Origin of the sequence: Streptomyces sp. V3I7 (assembly GCF_030817495.1) — a bacterium.
Lineage (GTDB): Bacteria > Actinomycetota > Actinomycetes > Streptomycetales > Streptomycetaceae > Streptomyces.
In genome coordinates this window covers 2,253,754-2,271,909 of record NZ_JAUSZK010000001.1, presented here as the reverse complement: position 1 = coordinate 2,271,909, position 18,156 = coordinate 2,253,754, and the positions used below count along the sequence as shown (strand labels likewise).

Below are 18,156 nucleotides of genomic sequence, written 5' to 3'. Positions count from 1 at the left end.
TCTCCTGTCTGGGGTCAGGCCCGCTCGGTCAGTGCGAGTGCCTGCGCGGGAGTCGGGGCGTGGGGCCGGTCGGCGAACGGGACGAGGGGCAGCAGGTCCTGCTCACCGAGGAAGACGCGGCGCACCACGCGCTCGGCTGCCTGTCCGTCGTCGAATTCGCAGAAACGCCGGCGGAAGGCGGCGCGGCGCGCGGCCGCGTCCTCGTCGCCGTACGGGTCCGCTCCCAGCAGTCTGATCAGTTCCGCCTGCGAGGTGGCCACCGCGCCGGGCGCCTCCTGGAGCAGGTCGAAGTAGGTGCCGCGGACCGCGGAGTAGATGTCCCAGTCCGGCGCGTAGATGATGATCGGCCGGTCGAGGACGGCGTAGTCGAACATCGCGGAGGAGTAGTCCGTGATCAGCGCGTCCGCGGCGAGGTACAGCTCCTCCACCCGCGGGTGCCCCGACACGTCGACGACCCGGCCGCTGCGGCGCAGCTCGGCGATGTGCGGGGAGGTGCCGTAGAAGTAGTGGCCGCGCACCATCAGGGTGACGTCGGGGCCGAGTTCCTCGGCGAGCCGGGCGAGGTCGAGACTCGGGGTGAACCCGGGCTGGTACTCGCGGTGGGTCGGTACGTACAGGAAGGCCCGGGTGCCCTCGGCCAGTCCGAGTGCTGCGCGCGCCCGGCGCACGTCGTCGGACGTGGCGTTGACGAGGACGTCGTTGCGCGGGTAGCCGGTCTCCAGCGAGGTGTACGGGCAGGGGTACACGCGCTCCCAGATGGCGGTCGAGAACCGGTTGGAGCTGAGGCTGAAGTCCCAGCGGTCGCAGCGCTGAAGGAGCTTGTCGAAGTCCATGTCGGTCGAGGCCGGGTACTTGCGCTGGTCCAGGCCCATCGTCTTCAGCGGGGTGCCGTGGTGGGTCTGGAGGTGGATCTGGCCCTCGCGTTTGACCACGGAGTCCGCGAAGTTCACGTTGTTCACGAGGTACTTGGCGCGGGCGAGGGCCGTCCAGTACTCGCGCGAGCCGACCCGGACGTACCGCACGCCCTTCGGCACCTGGTCCACCGCGTCCGGCCGGATCGCCCACACCCGGCGTATGTGCGGGGCGAGGCGGGCGAGTTCGGCGTCGACGGCGGCCGGGTTGCAGGAGACGCCGCGGCTCCAGTAGGCGGAGAACAGCGCCAGGTTCTCGTCCAGCGGCAGCCTCAGCTGGGACTGGTAGAAGACGCCCATCGCGCCCCGCTTGGAGCGGTTGAGCGCGGTGCGGGCCCGACTGCCCACAGCCTGCCGGAACTTCACGGCGGCCATGACGCCCGCCATGGCGGCGTAGGAGTCGCGCTCCAGCAGCGTGTACTTGTGCCCGCGGGCACCGGCCGGGCGTACGAACCCCGCTGGCCTGAGGGCCCGGTAGTCGGCGGCGGCGCGGTGGAAGAACTCGGCGCGGGAGACACGGGGGAGACGGCCCGGCTGCTTGAGGACGGTCAGGTAGTGGTCGACCATCTTGCGGAACATCGGCCCGCGCCACTCGGCGAGTTCGGGGCGCTCGTCGAGGAAGTCGAAGACGCGGCGGTACTGGTCGAAGACGTCGAAGTGCTTGCGGCTGACGGTCCTGAGGATGTTGCCGCCCTCGCGCCGCTGCCGGTACTCCACGCAGACCCGGTCCAGGACGGCGATGCTCTCCGCGCTGATCAGGGAGCAGAACGTCCAGGGGGCGTCCTCGTAGTAGCCCGGCGGGAAGGTCAGGCCGTGGCGGGCGATGAAGTCGCGGCGGTAGGCCTTGTTCCAGACGATCTGGAGCAGGTCCAGCAGCCCTGGCCGGTCGGTGAGACGGAACACGTCCGGGCCGTCGGCGCGGAGGAGATCCCTCCGCTGATTGGGACGTATTCGTCCGTCCCAGTAGGAACGCGCGTAGTCGTAGACGAGTATCTCGGGGGAATCGGTTGCGTCTATGCGATCCGATATCGCCGTGAGGGCGCCGGGGGTCAACGTGTCGTCACTGTCCAGGAACAGCACGTAATCGCCCTGCGCCATTTCCAGACCGGCGTTGCGCGCACGTCCGAGGCCCACGTTGTCGGTGAGGTGTGTCACGCGAATACGCGGATCACGCCGCGCGTACTCGTCGAGGATGGTGCCCGACCCGTCCGTTGAGCAGTCGTCGACCGCGATGACCTCGAAGTCCGTGCAGTCCTGCGTGAGTACGGAGTCCAGGCACTCGGACAGATAACTCCGCACCTGGTACACCGGCACGACGAGGGAGAGTCTGGGCATCCTTACAACCTGTTCCGAGAGCTGGTCACGAGAGCATGGTCCGGAAGACCGAGAGTGCGCTCACTCCGCCGCGGGCGCGGAGTGCGTCGCTCAGCCTAAGGGATTCACTTTCCGTTTCCCTGGCGGAGTTGAGGGCAAAGTAAGAGTTCGGCCACCCCTTCAGCAGGCGCACGCAGGGATTTTAACGTCCCTTTTCTTACGCCTGGAGAAATTCCTCACACTTGCCCGGTCGATCTTCTTTCGTCTTCTTTACCGTCGGGTTCCCTATAGTTGGGCAAGTCGCTCCGGTGCGTCGGACTCGATTTTCCCCGGCCCATGGGCGAGTCTGCCCCTCAGCGACACGGACGTAGGAGGCATGAGGATGAGCTGGCTGGTGACGGGTGGGGCCGGGTACATCGGCGCCCATGTGGTGCGTGCGATGACCCGCGGCGGCGAGGACGTGGTCGTGTACGACGACCTCTCGACCGGAGACGCCGACCGGGTGCCCACCGGTGTCCCGCTGGTCGTCGGCAGTGTGCTGGACGGCGAGCTCCTGGAGCGGACGATGCGCGAGCACGCCGTGACCGGCGTCGTGCACATCGCGGGCAAGAAGCAGGTGGGGGAGTCGGTCGAGCGCCCGCTCCACTACTACCGGGAGAACGTCACCGGTCTGCAGACCCTGCTCGACGCGATGGCCGCCGCCGGCGTCGACCGGATCGTCTTCTCCTCCTCGGCCGCCGTGTACGGCATGCCGGACGTGGACCTCGTCACCGAGGACACCCCCTGCGCGCCCATGAGCCCCTACGGCGAGACCAAGTTGATCGGCGAGTGGCTGATCGCCGCGGCCGCCCGCGCCCACGGCATCCGGGCCGCCTCCCTGCGCTACTTCAACGTCGCCGGCGCGGCCGCCCCCGAACTCGCCGACTCCGGCGCCTTCAACCTCATCCCGATGGTGTTCGAGCGGCTGGAGGCCGGCGAGGCCCCGCGCGTCTTCGGCGACGACTACGCCACCCCGGACGGCACCTGCGTACGCGACTACATCCACGTCGAGGACATCGCCTCCGCCCACCTAGCGGCCGCGCAACACCTGCGCGACGCCGCCGAGGGGACCTCGCTGATCCTCAACATCGGCCGGGGCGAGGGCAGTTCGGTCCGCGAGATGGTGGACCGCATTCTCAAGGTAACCGGCAACGAGCAGGTGGCGCCCGAGGTGACGGCCCGGCGGCCCGGCGACCCGGCGCGCGTGGTGGCGTCGGCGGGACGTATCCGCGAGGAACTCGGGTGGACCGCCCGCCACGGCCTGGACGAGATGATCGAGTCCGCCTGGCAGGGCTGGCGCCGCCGGCACGACTGAGCCTCCGGCGCCGCCCGGTTCCCCATGACGCGGAAGTGCTCCTGACCTCCCCGGTAGGACTCGTCGAGAGTCCCACCGACCATGAGGTCAGGAGCACTTCGTGCGTTCAGCGGCCGGCCCGGCCGCAGCGCCTAGGGTCTGTCGTTTGGATCAGGCCGGCTGTGAGGTGCGGTACTTCTCGACCGACCCGAGCGGGGTCTGGTGCGTGCAGCTGCAAGGCGGAGGAGGGCGTCAACGCGATGGGGGTCCCCCCGCGCGAGCGGAGCCGAGCGTGGGGGAGTTGGCAACCGACGACAACGCGGCAGATGTGCGTGCCAGACCCCGCGACACCGGGATGATCCAAACGACAGGCCCTAAGCGCTGACGGAGGTGTCGGCCGTGCGGTCCGAGGGGTCGGGGTCCTCGGACGGCTCCGGGACCGCCTCCTCGGCACCGGCGCGCGGCGCGGGGATGGCCGGGGTGACCTGACGGGCCTCCATGCGCGCGCGCCGCTCGTCGGCCTTGCCGCACAGCGCGTGCACGGCCGCGTCGAAGCGGGCCAGCGACGGCGGGTCCGACGGGCCGAGCAGGTGCACCTTGAGCTCGGCGCGGGCCGCGGCGAACGTGTCCTTCTCCGGATTGCGGACCGAGTCCAGCAGCGCCGGCACGCCGTCCGCGGCCGGAGTGAGGATCGCGCCCGCCGACACCGTCGGGAAGTTCTCGCGGAAGTCGGCCTCCGACATGCCGGAGGTGTTGGCGACCGCGTACGGCTTCTCGCTGGAGAGCCAGTCGGAGACGACCGACGAGACATCGCTGATCAGCAGGTCCGCCACGTTGAAGCAGGCGAAGATCGGCGGCCGGGCGGACGTGATGATCTGGTGCTCCCACTCCGGGAGGGACGCCCAGTACGCCTTCTCCCAGGCGGCCGTCGCCTGCGCGATCTCCGCCTCGCGGTCGCCCTGCGGCGCGCCCTGGACCAGCATCCGCTCCAGCTCGTCCGCGCCCTTGCGGAAGGCGGTCGAGGTCAGCGCGTCCAGCTCGGCGGTGCGGCGGGCCAGCTCGGCGGCGGCCTCCGGGCCGGGGCGCGTGCCCGAGCGGCGGGTGTTGGCCTCGCGGATCATCGCCTTGATCCGCTCGTTCGCCGCGCCGCAGCGCGGGTCGACGGAGCCGGTCATCGGGTGCGGCTTGTACAGCAGGCGCACGCCCTCGTCCGCGAGGAGCTCGCGGACCATGTTCTCGCCGGCCAGCAGCACCGAGGTGTTGCCCGGGTTGCCGTCCCAGCCCTCCCACGTGGGGGCGTACAGCACGGTCGTGTACGGGCCCGTCGGCGCGCCCGCGTAGGGGCGGATCGGCGCCAGCTGCGGGCGGCCGACCTCCACGATGTCCTGGTCGGCGACGCCGACGTCCGCGAGGGCGTAGCGCTCACGCGCGGCCGGACCGGCGACCCACACCTCGTCGTACGCCTTCGCGTAGGGGTTGCAGGAGGACAGCTTGTCGCTCTCGCCGTGGTTGATGAAGGCGTGCTTGACCGTGGGGATGCGCAGCACCTGCGAGGTCTTCGCGGCGTTGGCCGGGTGCAGCATCATCTTCAGCGTCGAGTTCTCCAGCGAGAACATCGTCGAGACCCGCGGGAAGCAGATGATCGGGACGTCGGTCGCGTCGATCTTCTGCACCATGAAGCGCTCGCGCAGCACGATCAGCGGCTTGGCGTCCAGCTGCGACAGCGTGGAGAGCCACATGTTGGCCTGGTAGGCGGAGGTCGTGCCGCCGGAGAAGTACATGGCGACGGTCGGCTGGTAGTCGGCCAGCCAGCCGTCCAGCCACTCCATGACCTTCTGGGAGTTCACGGCGCGCTTCTTCGGCAGCAGCCAGGTGCCGAGGCGGACGATGCCGCCGGTCATCAGCAGGATGGCCAGGCCCACGCCGAAGGCGGCCCAGCGGCCCTGGGAGGTGACCACGGTCGTCAGCAGGCCGGCCGTCGCCGGAACCGAGAAGACGAGCAGCCGGCGGTTGTGGCGGCGGGAGAGCAGCCGCGGCGGGGCGACGGTCAGACGCAGCGCCGAGGCGTCGATGTTGCGCGTGACGATCGGCAGCGTACGGGCGCGGCGGACCAGGACGGCGACGGCCTGGCAGACGAAATGCAGCCCGTAGAAGACGAACAGCGCCACCAGGACCGGGGCGTGCTCGCGCTCCGGGTCGATGCCCTCGATGCGCAGCAGTCCTATCAGGATCAGCATGTCGCGCAGCAGCTGGCGGACCAGGGCGTCGAAACGGATCTTGCCCAGGGATCCGAGGAGGCCCGGTTCGCGGTACTGCAGATACAGGTCCAGGGCGAGCCCGGCGGCACTCGCGGCGACGAACACCGGGACGTAGGGCACCAGAGCCGAGACTATCTGGGCTGTGATGAGCGCCAGCATCGTGAACAGCGCACAGAGCTGCATGATGCGGCGAGGGGCGAGGCCTGCGGAGGGCACTGGGGGGGCTCCTGCGAAGGGGTTCGGCGGATGGAGGGCGAGCATGGGGGGTGGGAGCTGCCCGCACGGATCTGCGGCACGCATGCCGCAGGAGGGTAGGGCGACCACTGACCGTATGACTTTTGGTATTCGCCTAGCAATCCGGCGTGAAATCAATCACTGGATAACGGACAGTCCGGGCGCGAATCACGGAACGGACGGAGGGTCCACGCACCGTCCGCCCCTCGAAACGCGGCGGCGCCCCGGTGCCCGGCTCACGTAGATTGCACCCACCCGGACGCGCATCCTCCGGGCCGGTTCCGAGCATGGGGGCAGCAGGTGTCAGCGGCAGGGCAGACGGCGGCAGAGCGGACCACGGCACGGCAGGAGGTGGCCGGCGCCCGCAGAATCGTCGTCAAGGTGGGCTCCTCCTCCCTGACCACCGCCGCCGGCGGCCTCGACGCCGACCGGGTGGACGCGCTCGTCGACGTCCTCGCCAAGAGCCACGGCGGCGGCGAGCGGGAGGTCGTGCTCGTGTCCTCCGGCGCCATCGCCGCCGGCCTCGCCCCGCTGGGCCTGCGCCGCCGGCCCAAGGACCTCGCCCGCCAGCAGGCCGCCGCCAGCGTCGGCCAGGGCCTGCTCATGGCCCGCTACACCGCCTCCTTCGCCCGCTACGGCGTCCGCGTCGGCCAGGTGCTGCTCACCTCCGACGACATGAGCCGCCGCGCCCACCACCGCAACGCCTCCCGCACCCTCGACAAGCTCCTGGCGATGGGTGCCTTCCCGGTCGTCAACGAGAACGACACCGTCGCCACCGACGAGATCCGCTTCGGCGACAACGACCGCCTCGCCGCCCTCGTCGCCCACCTCGTCCGCGCCGATCTGCTGGTCCTGCTGTCCGACGTCGACGGCGTGTACGACGGCGACCCCGGCAGGGCGGGCACCTCGCGGATCGCCCAGGTGCGCGGCCCCGCCGACCTCGCGCACGTGGAGATCGGCAGCGCGGGCAAGGCCGGCGTCGGCACCGGCGGCATGATCACCAAGGTCGAGGCCGCCCGGATCGCGGCCGCCGCGGGCATCCCCGTCGTCCTCACCAGCACCGTCCATGCCGCCGACGCCCTCTCCGGCGCCGACACCGGCACCTGGTTCCACCCCACTGGCAAGCGCTCCGCCGACCGGCTCCTGTGGCTCCAGCACGCCTCCGCCCCGCAGGGCTCGCTCACCCTGGACGACGGCGCCGTGCGCGCGGTCGTCGAGCGGCGCACCTCGCTGCTGCCGGCCGGGATCGCCGCCGTCGAGGGCGAGTTCAGCGCGGGCGACCCGGTCGAGCTGCGCGACGGGCGCGGGCACCCGGTGGCCCGCGGGCTCGTCAACTTCGACGCCAAGGAGATCCCCCAGCTGATCGGCCGCTCGACCAGGGAGCTGGCGCGTGAGCTCGGCCCGGCGTACGAACGCGAGGTCGTACACAGGGACGACCTGGTGATCCTGCACGCGTAAACCGGGCGCGCGGCCGGCGACCCCGGTGGGGGACGTTCCGTAAAACCGCCACGCGGAGCCGTCGGGCCTGCTCAACTGGGACGTGTTTGACGTGTTTCAGGGGCACGTCCCGTGCGAGCGCTGGGTGAAGGAGGCCGTCGTGAGACGAGTGCGCCCTGGGGCGGCCGGATCCCGCGGTGGCTCCCCCTCCCGCGGTCCGGCGGAGGAGCGTCCCCTGGCGAGCGTCGCGCCCGGCGACCGGTACGCGGCGCCGAAGGACCTGCCGCGCCTGTGGCACGTCACCCTCAGCGTCTCCGGCGAGGAGGTCCCCCTGAAGGACCTGCGGCGCGCCCTGGAGCAGCTCGCCCACGACCACCCCTTCCTGCTGACCAGCCGGTACGCACCCGACCACGCCGAGATCCGGTACTGGGAGGAGGCCCGCGACCTGCACGACGCGGCCGCGGTGGCCCTGCGGCTGTGGGGCGAGCACCGGCAGAGCGCCGGGCTGCCCCCCTGGGAGATCGTCGGCCTGGAGGTCATCGACCGAGAGACCTACCACCACCGCATCGCCGAGGGGTGCGGACCGCCGCCCGCGACCCCGGTGGGCGTCCACCCCTTTTGACCCGGTACGGGCATGACGTGACCAGGGTGTGAAATGCCCCGGACCCGACCGGGCCATGCGCACTACCCTTCCCCCATGACCACGCTCTCCCCGTACGACGCCATGTCCCCGGTCACCCAGGCCGCCTACCGCGCCAAGGCCGCCGCGGCCGACCTCGCCCCGCTCCCGCGGGCCGCGAAGGACGACGCCCTGCTCGCCGTCGCGGACGCGCTGGAGGTCCGTACGGCCGAGATCGTCGAGGCCAACGCCCTGGACGTCGCCCGGGCCCGCGAGGCCGGCACCAGCGAGGCGATCGTCGACCGGCTCACCCTCACCCCCGAGCGGGTCCGGGCCATCGCCTCCGACGTCCGGGACGTCGCCGCCCTGCCCGACCCGGTCGGCGAGATCGTGCGCGGCTCCACCCTCCCCAACGGCATCGACCTGCGCCAGGTCCGCGTCCCGCTCGGCGTCGTCGGCATCATCTACGAGGCCCGCCCCAACGTCACCGTCGACGCCGCCGCCCTGTGCCTGAAGGCCGGCAACGCGGTGCTGCTGCGCGGCTCGGCCTCCGCGTACGAGTCGAACACCGCCCTCGTCCGGGTCCTGCGCGACGCCGTGGGCGGGGCCGGGCTGCCCGCCGACGCCGTCCAGCTGGTGCCCGGCGAGAGCCGCGAGAGCGTGCGCGAGCTGATGCGCGCCCGCGGCCTGGTCGACGTCCTGATCCCGCGCGGCGGCGCCTCCCTCATCCGGACCGTCGTCGCCGAGTCCACCGTCCCGGTCATCGAGACCGGCACCGGCAACTGCCACGTCTACGTCGACGCCCACGCCGACCTCGACATGGCGATCGAGATCCTGATCAACTCCAAGGCGCAGCGCGTCAGCGTCTGCAACTCCGCCGAGACCCTCCTGGTCCACCAGGACATCGCCCCCGTGTTCCTGCCGCGCGCGCTGGACGCCCTCGCCGCGGCCGGGGTGACCGTGCACGCCGACGAGCGCGTGATGGCGTACGCCAAGGACTCCGAGGCGACCGTCGTCGAGGCGACGCCGGAGGACTGGGAGACGGAGTACCTCTCGTACGACATCGCCGCCGCCGTCGTCGACTCGCTCGACAAAGCCGTCGAGCACATCCGGCTGTGGACCTCCGGGCACACCGAGGCGATCGTCACCACCTCCCAGCAGGCGGCCCGCCGGTTCACCCAGCTGGTCGACTCCACCACGGTCGCCGTCAACGCCTCCACCCGCTTCACCGACGGCAGCCAGTTCGGCTTCGGCGCCGAGATCGGCATCTCCACCCAGAAGCTGCACGCCCGCGGCCCGATGGGCCTGCCCGAACTCACCAGCACGAAGTACATCGTGACCGGCGACGGGCACGTACGCGGCTGACGGAATCCCGCCCGGCCGCACGGTCCGCCGGGCGGGTTAATTTCCATACCGTCTGCCCAAATTGACCCCCCAGGTCTAGGCTGGACCCCGTGACGGAGGACGTGGGGGGCACGCCGTTCGCTGACGGCCGGGAGCCCGACGACGACCGCGATCACGGGGTGCCGGACGACGGGTTCGCCTCCGTGGTCTTCGACGAGGCCTTCGTGCAGGCCGCCCCGGTGCACGAGCCGAGCGCCGTCGAACGCCTCCTGGCCGCCGCGCAGGCGAGAGCCGAGGCCTCCGAGGCCGAGGCCCGCCGCGGCCGCACCCGCAGCGAGCGGCCAGGCGACGGGTACGGACCTGACGACCACGACTTCCCCCGCGACGCGGCCCCCGACCACTCCGACGAGCCCGAGGGCGCCGACGACCCCGACGGCCACGAGAGCCGCTACGGCACCTTCGGCCTGTACGGCCGGCACGTCGGCTGGCACCGGCCCGTCGCCTGGGTACTCGCCCTCGTGATGGGCGTCGGCATGGTCGCGCTGGCCTTCGCCGCGGTCTACCGCAGCGCCTCCTCGGGCAGCCGGGACGCGGTGGTGCCACCCGCCTCCACCGGCCTGGAACCGCCCGGCGCGGCGCCCCCCTCCGCCCCCGCCGACCACTCCCGGCCGGCCGTCCCCGTGCTCCCGCGCACGCCCTGAGCAGCCGTTCCCCGCACTGTGAGAACCTGTCAGAACTTGTCGTGTACCAGGGCGTTTACCTGAGCCCCCCGAGACCTACTCTGAAGGTATGGGCGGGCCAGGAGAACCACCTGAGGGGACACCCGAAGGCGCTCCCGGTGGTGGCGAGGACGAATACCGATCCGTCGTCTTCGACGAGTCGTTCGTCCGCGCTGCCCGCCTCCAGGAGTACTCCGCCCAGGAGCGCATGGGCGACCACGCCCCCGCCGTACGCCGGCGCCCGCCCCTGCACCGTGGCCTGTCCCGGCAGGCGCTCATCCTGGTCCTGCTGATCGCCGTCGCCTTCGGCACCGCCATCTACATGGGCGTACGCCACCCCTACGGCACCGCCGAGACCCGCCAGCCCGTCGAGCCCCTGCGCATGACCGTCATCCCGCTCGCCCCGCAGGGCAGGGTGCCCGGCGCGGCCGACGCCGAGCGGCTGTACGCGCACAGCCCCGCCGCCCAGTTCAGGATCGGCGCCGAGGGGATACCCCTGCCCGCCTCCCGGCGCACCGCCCACTTCACCGACGGCGACGTCGTGACGGCCCTGACCACGGCCAAGGACTACCTCGTCCGCTCCTCGCTCTATCCCGAGGTGCTGAACGGCAGCCAGGTGCGGCCGGTGCGCGTACTGCTCGACCCCGACCAACTCGACCAGTTCGACCAGAGTTTCCGGCATCCGGCCGCGGACGGGCGGCACGCGCCCACCGGATGGCTGGTGCGGTTCGCGCCGGCCGGCGCGGAGCTGGCCGACCGCAGGATCCGGGTCCAGGGCACCCTCCAGGCCGCCGAGACCGACTCCGGCACGCTGGAGGTCACCGCCGACCACACCTTCGTCTACGCGCTGCGGGGCCCCGGCGGAAGCGACCCCGCGCTGGTCTCCCTGTTCACCGTCCGCCGCGAGCTGACCTTCCGCTACGACCGCGCCGACCTGCGCCGCCACCAGGCCCAGCTGGTCGCCTCCTACGTCCAGGCCGGCCCGCTGTCCTGCGCCGAGGCCGCCGCCGAGCACCTGCACCCGCTGCTCGCCGGCCAGACCGCCAGGTCGGGCGGACCGGCGGGAACGAACCCCTACGCCACGGGCAGCGCCACCGCCCTGTGCGGGACCCTGGCCGGCGGGGCGCAGCCGAAGGTGTGAGGGCGCGCGGCGCTCACCTGCGGCTCCGGAACGTCCTGTCAGTCGCCCTCGCGTGACGTGGTGCCGTCCGTCGGCGGCTCGTCCGTCGGCGGCTCGTCGGTGGGCGGCTCGTGGGTGGGTGGCTCGTCGGTGGACGGCCGGCCCGACGGTCCGTCCGCCTTGGTGTCCCGGTCCTTCGGCGGCGGCGGGCTGGTGAAGCCGCTGAAGCCGCGCTTCACCCGGCCGCCCAGGTTCCCGGCCCCGCCCGTGAGGTCCGCGACCAGCTTCATCAGCGGGTCCTTGGAGGTCTTCACGTCGCCGGCGTAGCTCGCGGCCGACTCCCTGAACGAGTCGCCGACCGAGGTGTCCCTGTCCTCGCTGCGCCGCGGGTAGTGGCCGTCCATGATCCGCTGGTAGTCGCGGGACTCGGACCACTTCTTCAGCTCGGCCGCGCGGACGGCGGCGAACGGGTGCGTACGGGGCAGCACATTGAGGATCTTCAGCACGGAGTCGCGCAGGTCGCCCCCGGCCTCGAACTCCTCGGCCTGCTCCAGGAACGCGTCCACGTTCATCTCATGCAGATGGTTGCCGCCCGCGATCTTCATCAGGCCGCGCATCGAGGCCTGCGGATCCTGCCCGACCAGCAGGCCCGCCCGGTCGGCGGACAGCTCCGACTTGCGGAACCACTCCCGCAGCGCCGTCACGATCGTCATGATCGCGAGGTTGCCCAGCGGGATCCAGGCGACCTTGACCGCCAGGCTGGTCAGGAACAGCAGGATCGTGCGGTACACCGCGTGCCCGGACAGGGCGTGCCCCGTCTCATGGCCGACGACCGCCCGCATCTCCTCCTCGTCCAGCAGCTCGACGAGCCCGGTGGTGACGACGATGATCGGCTCGTCCAGGCCGATGCACATCGCGTTCGGCTGCGGATCCTGCGTGACGTACATGGGCGGGACCTTCTCGAGGTCCAGGATGTAGCAGGAGTCCCGCAGCATGTCGTGCAGGTGCGCGAACTGCTGCTCCGAGACGCGCACCGAGTCGGACAGGAACAGCAGCCTCAGGCTCCGCTCCGGGAGCAGCGCGCTGAGCGCCTTGAAGACGGTGTCGAAACCGCTCAGCCTGCGCAGCGCCACCAGGGCGGAGCGGTCCGCCGGGTGCTCGTACGCACGCGAGGAGAGCCCCGGGAAACGCCTGCGCCGCCTGCCGGGCACGCGCTCGTGCCCGTTTTGCCGGCCGTCGTCGGACATGCCTTCCCCCAAGTGCGTCGTGGCCCCTGTGCCCCCGAGGCAGACCCCAGCCTAGGCGGAGTCACCGTTGACCGGCTCCTGCTGCGCGGGCACAAGCAGAAGGACGGCCGAGGCTCCCGGATCGTTCCCGCGGACGTCGCTCATTTCCCGTTTGTCCCCCGTGGATTGGCCCGCTCACGCCCAACTGCGGAGTCGGCGTGATCGACGCGGGGGCGCCCGCATACGATGAGCCGACGTCTTTATCCCGCCCACACCGGATAGGTCTGCCGAAGATGAGCCTCCACAGCACCGCTGCCCAGTTGGTCACCCTCGCCGCGGAGGGCGGGGAGCACGGCGGCAACCACGACAGCCTCAACCCGTTCCTCACCGGCGGCGGCGCGCTCTTCATCCTGCTGCTCCTGCTGTGGATCACCACGCGCTTCAACCGCGACCGCTGAGCACGGCGGCCCGGCGCCCGCCGGACCGTACCCGGGGGTCTGGCGACCGGGGCCCGCAGGCCGGGCCGGTAGGGTCTGCACGCATGGGAGAGCAGGACATGCCTGTCGGTCCGGCACAGGGCGCGGCGAACGGCGTGGCGGACGACGCGACGCAGGACGCGACGGCGCGTGACGCGGCGCGGCACAGGGCGAGCGGCGCGGCGAGCAGCACGGCGAGGGCCCGGGCCACCAGGCCGGTCGAGGGGCCCATGCACCTGGGCAAGCGCCGTCTCGGCGTCATGGGCGGGACGTTCGACCCGATCCACCACGGGCACCTCGTGGCGGCCAGCGAGGTCGCCACGCAGTTCCAGCTCGACGAGGTGGTCTTCGTGCCCACCGGCCAGCCGTGGCAGAAGACCCACCGCAAGGTGTCCCCGGCCGAGGACCGTTATCTGATGACGGTCATCGCGACCGCCGAGAACCCCCAGTTCTCGGTGAGCCGCATCGACATCGACCGCGGCGGACCCACCTACACCGTGGACACGCTGCGCGACCTGAGGGCGCTCAACCCCGACACCGACCTCTACTTCATCACCGGTGCGGACGCCCTCGCCCAGCTCCTGACGTGGCGCGACTCCGACGAGCTGTTCTCCCTCGCGCACTTCATCGGGGTCACCCGGCCCGGACACCATCTGACCGATCCCGGTCTGCCGGAGGGGGGCGTCTCGCTCGTCGAGGTTCCCGCGCTCGCCATCTCCTCCACAGACTGCCGTGCGAGAGTCGCCCATGGCGACCCCATCTGGTACATGGTGCCGGACGGCGTCGTGCGCTACATCGACAAACGCGAGCTGTACCGCGGCGAGTGAGCCGAGAGGGGCACCGGTGAACGACCGATACGACCCGGCATACGGGGGCGAGACGTACGGGGGCGACCAGTACGAGATCGTCGGCTACGACACGTACGGGCAGCCCGTGTACCGCCAGATCCCGGCGCAACAGGCTCCGCAGGCGACCTACGACCCGTACGCGCAGCAGGGCCAGCAGGCCCAGCAGGGCTATGGCAGCGACCCGTACGGCACGGGACCGCAGCAGCGCGTGCCGTCCTACGACGGCTACGACACCGGGGAGCAGCCGCCCGTCCCCTCCTACGACCCCTACGGCGCCGGCGCGCGGGGCGGTGCGTCCGAGCAGGCGTACACCCCCTACGGTCGGCCCCCGCAGGGCGGGCCCGCACGCCCCCGGGGCGCCGAGCAGACCGCCCGCATCCCGCAGCAGACCGGCCCGGCCGAGGCCGAGGAGTCACGGCTGCACGGCGAAGGTGAACGGGGCGGCGAGAACGAGCAGTTCGACTTCGTCGAGGAGCCCGACGGCGACTCCGAGGACGTCATCGACTGGCTGAAGTTCACCGAGAACCGCACCGAGCGCCGCGAGGAGGCCCGCCGCCGCGCGCGCAGCCGCCTCATCTCCCTCGTCGTCGTACTCGCCCTGGTCGCGGCCGGCGGCGTCGGCTACCTCTGGTACGCCGGAAAGCTGCCCGGCCTGTCCTCGTCCGGCACCAAGGCCGGCACCGGGACGCCGCTCGGCGCGCAGAACCGCGACGTGATCGTCGTCCACCTGCACAACACCGCGAAGGGCGGCACCTCCACGGCGCTGCTCGTCGACAACACCACCACCAAGCAGGGCACCACCGTCCTGCTGCCCAACTCCCTGACCCTGACCGACGAGGACGGCGCGGTCACCACCCTCGCCAAGTCGGTCGACGACGACGGCTCCTCCGGCACCCGCGACCAGCTCGACACCGTGCTCGGCACCAGCATCCAGGGAACCTGGCGACTGGACACGCCCTACCTGCAGAACCTCGTCGACCTGGTCGGCAACATCGAGGTCGACACCAACACCGACGTCCCCGACCCCGCCGCCAAGGACGCCAAGAAGAAGAACACCGGGCCCCTCGTCCACCGCGGCCAGGGCCAGACGCTCAGCGGCAAGATGGCCGTCGCCTACGCCACCTACCGCGCGCCGGGCGAGGCCTCGAACGCCCAGCTGGAGCGGTTCGGCCAGGTGCTGCACGGCGTGCTGCGCAAGGTCTCCTCCGACCCGCAGGCGGCCACCGTCACCGTGCAGACGCTGGGGCAGATCATCGAGCCGCCCTTGTCCGACAAGAACCTCGGCGCCTTCCTCGCCAAGCTCGCCGACCTGGCCAAGGGCGGCGACTACAGGTCGGCGCTGCTGCCCGTCCAGGCCGACGGCACGGTGAGCGCGCAGACCAGCGCCGACGTCGTGAAGAACATCCTGGGCGGCACCGCCAAGAGCCCCGACCAGGGCTCGGCCGTCCGGGTCTCCGTCCAGAACGCCACCGGCGCCGAGGACAACACCGAGAAGGCGCGCGTGGTGCTCCTCAACGGCGGCTTCACCTTCATGGAGGCGGGCAGCGGGTCCGTCGCCCGGACGACCTCCCAGGTGACCTACTCGGACGCCGCCGACAAGGAGAACGCCGGCGAGGTCGCCAAGACCCTGGGCCTGCCCGCGAGCGCCGTGACCAAGGGCTCCGTCGCCTCGAACGCCGACGTCTCGGTGGTCCTCGGCCAGGACTACCGCCCGTCCGCCTCGTGAGCGCGGGCCCGCCGTACGCGTGACCGCCGCGGCACCCCACGTGACGCTTTCGCCGCGCAGGGTGCCGCGGCGCCCGTATCACCGTGGGCCGGGCAAGGCCGTCCGTGAGACCCTTGAGGTCTACTGACCGCCGACGGAAAGCCACGTAGTGACCGCCACCGACCGTTCCATCGAGCTCATCAACACCGCCGCCCAGGCGGCCGCCGACAAGCTCGCCCACGACGTCATCGCTTACGACGTGAGCGATGTGCTGTCGATCACGGATGCCTTCCTGCTGGCCTCCGCGCCCAACGACCGCCAGGTCAAGTCGATCGTCGACGAGATCGAGGAGCGGCTCCAGAAGGAGCTCGGCGTCAAGCCGGTGCGCCGCGAGGGCGACCGTGAGTCCCGCTGGATCCTGCTCGACTACGTCGACATCGTCGTCCACGTCCAGCACAGCGAGGAGCGCGTCTTCTACGCCCTGGAGCGGCTGTGGAAGGACTGCCCCGAGATCGAGCTGCCGGCCGAGGCCAAGGCCACGCGCGGCAAGGCCGAGGAGCACGCCAAGCTCAAGGCCGCCGAGGACGCTGCCGAGCCCGGCGGGGACTGGTGATGACCTCCACCGCCGAGGTCGAGCGCACGCCGGAGCGGGGCCGCCGCATCATCCTGTGGCGGCACGGCCAGACGGCCTGGAACGTGGAGCGCCGCTTCCAGGGCTCCACGGACGTCGAGCTCACCGCCACCGGCGTCGAGCAGGCGCGCCGCGCCGCCCGGCTGCTCGTCTCCCTGAAGCCCGACGCGATCATCGCCTCGGACCTTCAGCGGGCCTCCGAAACGGCCGCCGAGCTCGCCGCCCTCACCGGCCTCGACGTCACCCGCGAGGAGGGTCTGCGCGAGACCTACGCGGGCGTCTGGCAGGGCCTGACGCACGACGAGATCATCGCCCGGCACGGCGACGAGTACGCCGCGTGGAAGCGCGGTGAGCCGGTCCGCCGCGGCGGCGGCGAACTGGAGACCGAGGTCGCCGACCGGGCCGCCCCCGTCGTGCTGCGGCACGCCGAGAAGCTGCCCGAGGACGGCACTCTCGTGGTCGTCAGCCACGGCGGCACCATCCGGACCACCATCGGCAGGCTCCTCGGCCTGGAGGCCCAGCACTGGGAGAGCCTCGGCGGACTGTCCAACTGCTGCTGGTCCGTCCTCGGCGAAGGCGCCCGCGGCTGGCGCCTGCTGGAGCACAACGCGGGCACCCTCCCGGAGCCCGTCCTCGGCGACGACGACTGAGCGCCCGGGGCCCGGGGACCCGATTTCACTTTCTGGCAGGTCGCAGGCTAAAGTTCTTCTTGTTCGCCCGCCGAGCGGGAAGAACGCAAGGGGCTATAGCTCAGTTGGTAGAGCGCCTGCATGGCATGCAGGAGGTCAGGAGTTCAATTCTCCTTAGCTCCACAGATCGACACTCTGTTGAGTTGTCAAAGATCGGTGATGAGAATCCCGTCCCTCAGGGGGCGGGATTTTCTGCGTCGTGCCACTTGCGGATGATCTCGGCGGCCGTCGTGTCGGTGGCGTCCGCGCACCCCACCCGCTGTCTGCGCTTTCTCAGCAGGGCGATCTTCCCGCTCGCCTCCTCGTCCTCCGGTGTGTAGACGACGATCCGGCACTCCGGCATCCCGTCGATCGACAGCGACTGGGACGTCATCCGCACCTCGCCCACCGCCTCATGACGGAACGTCTTCACCCGCGGCCCCGGCCGCACCACCGCACCGCTCGCCCACAGCTCGGCGAAGTACGGGCTGGCCGCCGACAGCGCGCGTATGTAGTCCTCCCAGGCCGGCTCGCCGACATGTCTGCCGTAGGACGACCGCAGCGTGGCCACCATCAGGGGCAGTTCACGCTCCCGGTGCAGCAGCGGGCAGCATTCCTCCCGCGTGGTGAACAGCGTCCACAGGACGTTCGGCACACCGAGCCGGAGGGACTCCGTCACCAGGAACAGGTCGCGGTAGGCGGGGTTGGTGGCGACGATGTCGTACCGCGAGTTGTAGACCACCGCCACCAGCGGATCGAGGGCGTCGACGATGCCCTGCACCTCGGGCCCGACCGCCCGCGTCAGGCCCTGCGGGTCCGGGACGAACGGCACCTCCGCCAGCCGGTAGAGATGCTCCCGCTCCGGCGGGTCCAGCCGCAGCGTGCGCGCCACCGCATCCAGCACCTGAGCGGAGGCGTTGATCGGACGGCCCTGCTCCAGCCACGTGTACCAGGTCACCCCCACGCCCGAGAGCTGCGCGACCTCCTCACGGCGCAGCCCCGGCGTGCGCCGCCGCAGTCCCGGCGGCATCCCCACGTCGGCCGGAGTCACCCGGGCCCTTCGGCTGCGCAGAAAGGTGGCCAGCTCCGGTCGCCGGCGTTGCGCTGTCGTTCCCATGGTCCCGCCCCCCGTCGTCACGTTCCCATCGTCGGTCCCCGGCCCGCCCCCTGCCAGGTACTGCCACTACCAGCACCCGCGGGCTCTCGGCACCGGTACCGGCACGTCGTCAGGCTCGATGGCATGACGACGACATCCCGTTCGGCACCAGGCCCCGCACCGTCGACGAGGCCTGCAATCAGTGAAGCACCCCCCA

15 protein-coding genes and 1 tRNA gene are annotated in these 18,156 nt (G+C 71.5%); 12 read left to right on the top strand and 4 right to left on the bottom strand.

Features of this window, described 5'->3' with window-relative positions; all coding sequences use genetic code 11:
* Window positions 1–14: 14 nt before the first annotated feature.
* Complete coding sequence (locus QFZ74_RS10625) at window positions 15–2,246, bottom strand: bifunctional glycosyltransferase/CDP-glycerol:glycerophosphate glycerophosphotransferase (RefSeq protein WP_307620561.1); 2,232 nt, start codon at window positions 2,244–2,246, stop codon at window positions 15–17.
* Window positions 2,247–2,607: 361 nt separating this feature from the next.
* Between QFZ74_RS10625 and galE the strand changes: the two genes are divergently transcribed.
* Complete coding sequence (galE, locus tag QFZ74_RS10620) at window positions 2,608–3,579, top strand: UDP-glucose 4-epimerase GalE (protein WP_307620560.1); 972 nt, start codon at window positions 2,608–2,610, stop codon at window positions 3,577–3,579.
* Between the two features lie 353 nt (window positions 3,580–3,932).
* On the opposite strand, the gene QFZ74_RS10615 is transcribed toward galE, so the two are convergent.
* On the bottom strand, window positions 3,933–6,032 hold the full coding sequence (locus tag QFZ74_RS10615; RefSeq protein ID WP_307620559.1) for a hypothetical protein: 2,100 nt from the start codon (window positions 6,030–6,032) through the stop codon (window positions 3,933–3,935).
* A 369-nt stretch (window positions 6,033–6,401) separates the two neighbouring features.
* Between QFZ74_RS10615 and proB the strand changes: the two genes are divergently transcribed.
* From proB to QFZ74_RS10590, 5 genes are all read left to right on the top strand, one after another.
* The gene (gene proB / locus QFZ74_RS10610; protein ID WP_307624106.1) at window positions 6,402–7,508 is read left to right on the top strand and encodes a glutamate 5-kinase; all 1,107 of its coding nucleotides are present in this window, start codon (window positions 6,402–6,404) and stop codon (window positions 7,506–7,508) included.
* Window positions 7,509–7,647: 139 nt separating this feature from the next.
* Entirely contained in the window at window positions 7,648–8,109 is a 462-nt protein-coding gene (locus QFZ74_RS10605; protein WP_373462367.1) for a hypothetical protein, read from the top strand.
* Between the two features lie 75 nt (window positions 8,110–8,184).
* Entirely contained in the window at window positions 8,185–9,471 is a 1,287-nt protein-coding gene (locus QFZ74_RS10600; RefSeq protein WP_307620558.1) for a glutamate-5-semialdehyde dehydrogenase, read from the top strand.
* Between the two features lie 89 nt (window positions 9,472–9,560).
* Complete coding sequence (locus QFZ74_RS10595; protein ID WP_307620557.1) at window positions 9,561–10,151, top strand: hypothetical protein; 591 nt, start codon at window positions 9,561–9,563, stop codon at window positions 10,149–10,151.
* Window positions 10,152–10,239: 88 nt separating this feature from the next.
* Window positions 10,240–11,310: a hypothetical protein gene (locus QFZ74_RS10590; protein WP_307620556.1), complete on the top strand. Its 1,071-nt coding sequence runs from the start codon at window positions 10,240–10,242 to the stop codon at window positions 11,308–11,310.
* A gap of 38 nt (window positions 11,311–11,348) precedes the next feature.
* Here the strand turns inward: QFZ74_RS10590 and QFZ74_RS10585 are convergent, their stop codons facing one another.
* Window positions 11,349–12,536, bottom strand: coding sequence for a M48 family metallopeptidase (locus QFZ74_RS10585; RefSeq protein ID WP_307620555.1), 1,188 nt, complete (start codon window positions 12,534–12,536; stop codon window positions 11,349–11,351).
* 272 nt (window positions 12,537–12,808) lie between these two features.
* Between QFZ74_RS10585 and QFZ74_RS10580 the strand changes: the two genes are divergently transcribed.
* From QFZ74_RS10580 to QFZ74_RS10555, 6 genes are all read left to right on the top strand, one after another.
* Window positions 12,809–12,973, top strand: coding sequence for a hypothetical protein (locus tag QFZ74_RS10580; protein ID WP_307620554.1), 165 nt, complete (start codon window positions 12,809–12,811; stop codon window positions 12,971–12,973).
* Window positions 12,974–13,056: 83 nt separating this feature from the next.
* Window positions 13,057–13,818 carry a nicotinate-nucleotide adenylyltransferase gene (gene nadD / locus QFZ74_RS10575; protein ID WP_307620553.1) on the top strand — a complete coding sequence of 254 codons (762 nt, stop codon included), beginning with the start codon at window positions 13,057–13,059 and terminating at the stop codon, window positions 13,816–13,818.
* A 16-nt stretch (window positions 13,819–13,834) separates the two neighbouring features.
* Window positions 13,835–15,565: an LCP family protein gene (locus QFZ74_RS10570; RefSeq protein WP_307620552.1), complete on the top strand. Its 1,731-nt coding sequence runs from the start codon at window positions 13,835–13,837 to the stop codon at window positions 15,563–15,565.
* A gap of 148 nt (window positions 15,566–15,713) precedes the next feature.
* On the top strand, window positions 15,714–16,157 hold the full coding sequence (gene rsfS / locus QFZ74_RS10565) for a ribosome silencing factor (RefSeq protein WP_307620551.1): 444 nt from the start codon (window positions 15,714–15,716) through the stop codon (window positions 16,155–16,157).
* A complete protein-coding gene (locus QFZ74_RS10560) occupies window positions 16,157–16,825 on the top strand; it encodes a histidine phosphatase family protein (protein ID WP_307620550.1) in 669 nt (222 codons plus the stop codon). Before rsfS ends, QFZ74_RS10560 begins: the two co-directional genes overlap by 1 nt.
* An 89-nt stretch (window positions 16,826–16,914) precedes the next feature.
* A tRNA-Ala gene (locus tag QFZ74_RS10555) sits at window positions 16,915–16,987 on the top strand.
* A gap of 52 nt (window positions 16,988–17,039) precedes the next feature.
* Here the strand turns inward: QFZ74_RS10555 and QFZ74_RS10550 are convergent.
* Window positions 17,040–17,960 carry a helix-turn-helix transcriptional regulator gene (locus QFZ74_RS10550; protein WP_307620549.1) on the bottom strand — a complete coding sequence of 307 codons (921 nt, stop codon included), beginning with the start codon at window positions 17,958–17,960 and terminating at the stop codon, window positions 17,040–17,042.
* Window positions 17,961–18,156: the final 196 nt, after the last annotated feature.